The organism is Pseudomonas sp. 2VD, from assembly GCF_005503585.1.
GTDB classification, from domain to species: Bacteria; Pseudomonadota; Gammaproteobacteria; order Pseudomonadales; family Pseudomonadaceae; genus Pseudomonas; species Pseudomonas aeruginosa.
Genome location: NZ_SCND01000499.1, coordinates 1 through 3,468 on the forward strand (window position 1 = coordinate 1; position 3,468 = coordinate 3,468).

At 67.2% G+C, this 3,468-nt stretch carries 4 protein-coding genes; all 4 read right to left on the reverse strand.

What is annotated here, in order from left to right; genetic code table 11:
* A partial coding sequence (locus FFS27_RS30520) for an ethanolamine ammonia-lyase light chain EutC (protein WP_171019262.1) occupies positions 1-194 on the reverse strand: 194 nt, incomplete at its 3' end.
* 10 nt (positions 195-204) lie between these two features.
* Entirely contained in the window at positions 205-1,599 is a 1,395-nt protein-coding gene (locus FFS27_RS30525; protein ID WP_009313358.1) for an ethanolamine ammonia-lyase subunit EutB, read from the reverse strand.
* A gap of 58 nt (positions 1,600-1,657) precedes the next feature.
* Positions 1,658-3,106, reverse strand: coding sequence for an ethanolamine permease (eat, locus tag FFS27_RS30530; protein WP_137952440.1), 1,449 nt, complete (start codon positions 3,104-3,106; stop codon positions 1,658-1,660).
* A gap of 209 nt (positions 3,107-3,315) precedes the next feature.
* The coding region (locus FFS27_RS30535) for an aldehyde dehydrogenase family protein (protein ID WP_073657905.1) at positions 3,316-3,468 on the reverse strand (153 nt) is incomplete at its 5' end.

A 3,468-nucleotide genomic window follows, 5' to 3' on the forward strand; every position in this document is an offset into this window, starting at 1 on the left:
TCGCTGATGGCCGCATGGTCGAAGGGCAGGTGCACGGCGTCGCGCGCCTGGGCGTGGGCGTACTGGAAGTCCAGTTGCGGGCGGGTCGGCAGGCTGGTGCCGGTGCGGCCCAGGGCGATCCGCGCGGGGGTCAGCTGGCGCAGCGGCAGCCAGGGGTTCTCGGCGCTGGCGTCGGGCAGGTGCTTGTCGTTCATCGGCATCTCCTCAGGCCAGTTGCGCCAGGGCCTGGCGGAACGCCGGCGGTAGCTCGTCGCCGAAGTGGATGCGCCCGTCGGCCTGGGTGAAGATTCCCATCCGCTGCAACCAGTCCTCGAATTCCGGCGCCGGCTTCAGGCCCAGCGTCTGGCGTGCATAGAGGGCGTCGTGGAAGGAGGTGGTCTGGTAGTTGAGCATCACGTCGTCGGAGCCGGGAATGCCCATGATGAAGTTGATCCCGGCGACGCCCAGCAGGGTCAGGAGCATGTCCATGTCGTCCTGGTCGGCCTCGGCATGGTTGGTGTAGCAGATGTCGCAACCCATCGGCACGCCGAGCAGCTTGCCGCAGAAGTGGTCTTCCAGGCCGGCGCGGATGATCTGCTTGCCGTTGTACAGGTACTCGGGACCGATGAAGCCGACCACGGTGTTCACCAGGAACGGCTTGAAGTGACGAGCCACCGCATAGGCGCGGGTCTCGCAGGTCTGCTGGTCGACGCCGTGATGGGCGTTGGCCGAGAGCGCGCTGCCCTGGCCGGTCTCGAAGTACATCAGGTTGTTGCCGAGGGTGCCGCGCTTCTGGCTGAGCCCGGCCTCGTAGCCTTCCTGGAGGATCTTCAGGCTGATGCCGAAGCTGGCATTGGCCGCCTCGGTGCCGGCGATCGACTGGAACACCAGGTCCAGCGGCACGCCGCGGTTGATCGCCTCGATGGAGCTGGTGACGTGGGTCAGCACGCAGGCCTGGGTGGGAATCTCGTAGCGCTGGATGATCGCGTCGAGCATCTCCAGCAGGGCGCAGATCGAGGCCATGCTGTCGGTGGCCGGGTTGATCCCGAGCATCGCGTCGCCATTGCCGAACAGCAGGCCGTCGAGGATGCTCGCGGCGATTCCGGCCGGGTCGTCGGTCGGGTGGTTCGGTTGCAGGCGGGTGGAGAGTCGGCCGCGAAGGCCGAGGGTGTTGCGGAAGCGGGTGACCACGCGGATCTTCTGCGCCACCAGGACCAGGTCCTGGACACGCATGATCTTCGATACCGCCGCTGCCATTTCCGGCGTCAGGCCCGGAGCCAGGGCGCGCAGGCTGGCCTCGTCGGCGGCGTCGCCGAGCAGCCAGTCGCGGAAGCCGCCGACGGTGAGATGGGACACCGGGGCGAAGGCGTCGCGCTGGTGGGTGTCGATGATCAGGCGGGTGACCTCGTCGTCCTCGTAGGGAATCAGCGCCTCGTCGAGGAAGTGTTTGAGCGGGATGTCGGCCAGGGCCATCTGCGCGGCGACCCGCTCGCCGTCGTTGCTCGCCGCGACGCCGGCGAGGAAATCGCCGGAGCGCGCGGGGCTGGCCTTGGCCATCACGTCCTTGAGGCTGTCGAAGCGGTAGGTCTCGCCGCCGACGCTATGGGTGAAACGTGCCATGTGTGTCTCCAGTGCCCGGCCTCGCCATGCGGCGGGCCGGGCTTTGTCGTTGTCGCTCTCAGCGCAGGTCCTGTTCCGCCGCCTGGATCGCGGCGAACTCCTCTTCCGGGGTGCCGGACACCAGGTGATGCCGACTGTACAGGGCGAAGTAGCCGATCAGTACAGCGTAGATCGCCACCGCGCCGACCACGACCCGCGGGTCGACCAGGAAGCCGGCGACCACCGCGACGCAGGCCAGCGCCAGGGCTACGCCGGAGGTGAGGATGCCGCCAGGGGTGCGGTAGGGGCGCTGCATGTCCGGGCGGCGGATGCGCAGGGTGATGTGCGCGGCCATCATCAGCACGTAGGAGATGGTCGCGCCGAACACCGCGACCAGGATCAGCAGGTCGCCCTGGCCGGTCAGCGACAGGCCGAAGCCGATCACCCCCGGCACCACCAGGGCCAGTACCGGCGCCTTCTTGCGGTTGGTCAGCGAGAGGCTGCGCGGCAGGTAGCCGGCGCGGGAGAGGGCGAAGATCTGCCGCGAGTAGGCATAGATGATCGAGAAGAAGCTGGCGATCAGCCCGGCCAGGCCGACCAGGTTGACGAACTGGCTCATCCAGGTCGAACCCTTGTAGGTCGACTCCAGCGCTTCCACCAGGGGATTGCCCGAGCCCATCAGCTCCTTGGCTCCGGCGGCCCCGGGACCGACGACCAGAATCAGTGCGGCGAAGGCGAGAAGCACCAACATGGCGCCGATCAGTCCGCGCGGCAGGTCGCGCTTGGGGTTCTTGGTTTCCTCGGCGGCCAGCGGCACGCCTTCGACGGCGAGGAAGAACCAGATCGCGTAGGGGATCGCCGCCCAGACCCCGACATAGCCGAACGGCAGGAAGCTGCTGGCGCCGGTCGCCGCGGTCTGCGGGATGTTGAACAGGTTGGCCGAGTCGAAGTGCGGAAGCATCGCGACAATGAACACGCCGAGGGCGATGGCCGCCACCGCGGTGATGACGAACATCAGCTTCAGCGCCTCGCCGGCGCCGAGGATGTGGATGCCGATGAACACGATGTAGAACACCAGGTAGATCAGCCAGCCGCCGACGCCGAACAGCGACTCGCAGTAGGCGCCGATGAAGCAGGCGATGGCCGCCGGGGCGATGGCGTATTCGATGAGGATCGCGGTGCCGGTGAGAAAGCCGCCCCAGGGCCCGAAGGCGCTGCGGGCGAAGCCGTAGCCGCCGCCGGCGGTAGGGATCATCGAAGACAGCTCGGCGAGCGAGAAGCACATGCACAGGTACATGGTGGCCATCAGCAGGGTGGCGAGGAACATCCCGCCCCAGCCGCCCTGGGCCAGGCCGAAGTTCCAGCCGGCGTAGTCGCCGGAGATCACGTAGGCGACGCCGAGCCCGACCAGCAGGACCCAGCCGGCGGCGCCTTTCTTCAGTTGACGGTGTTGGAAGTAGTCGGCGTCGACGCTTTCGAAGTCGACCCCGGAAGTTGCGGGCGCATGGCCGGTTTGTTCGAGGGACATGGGTTTTTCACCTCAATCTTGTTGTTATCGACCCCGGTTTTCCCGGTGGTGTGCTGTACGTGGTGAACGCAGGCAATAGCTATGCCAGCCGCTCTGCAATCGGCTTGGCGAGGAGGTGGAAGGGGCGCCACCGTCAGCCTCGGCGGCGTGTTTCACGAGCCGGCGCGACCGCTCCGGGAAAGAGCGGTCGCGGCCGGTCCGGGGTCCTACTAGAAGAAGCCCAGCGGGTTGATGTCGTAGCTCACCAGCAGGTTCTTGGTCTGCTGGTAGTGGTCGAGCATCATCTTGTGCGTCTCGCGACCGACGCCGGACTTCTTGTAGCCGCCGAACGCGGCGTGGGCCGGGTACAGGTGGTAGCAGTT

What these genes read in the sequence shown, in the direction of transcription:
- FFS27_RS30525 (WP_009313358.1), bottom strand. Translation starts at nt 1,599, where the DNA reads ATGGCACGTTTCACCCATAGCGTCGGCGGCGAGACCTACCGCTTCGAC.
- eat (WP_137952440.1), bottom strand. Translation starts at nt 3,106, where the DNA reads ATGTCCCTCGAACAAACCGGCCATGCGCCCGCAACTTCCGGGGTCGAC.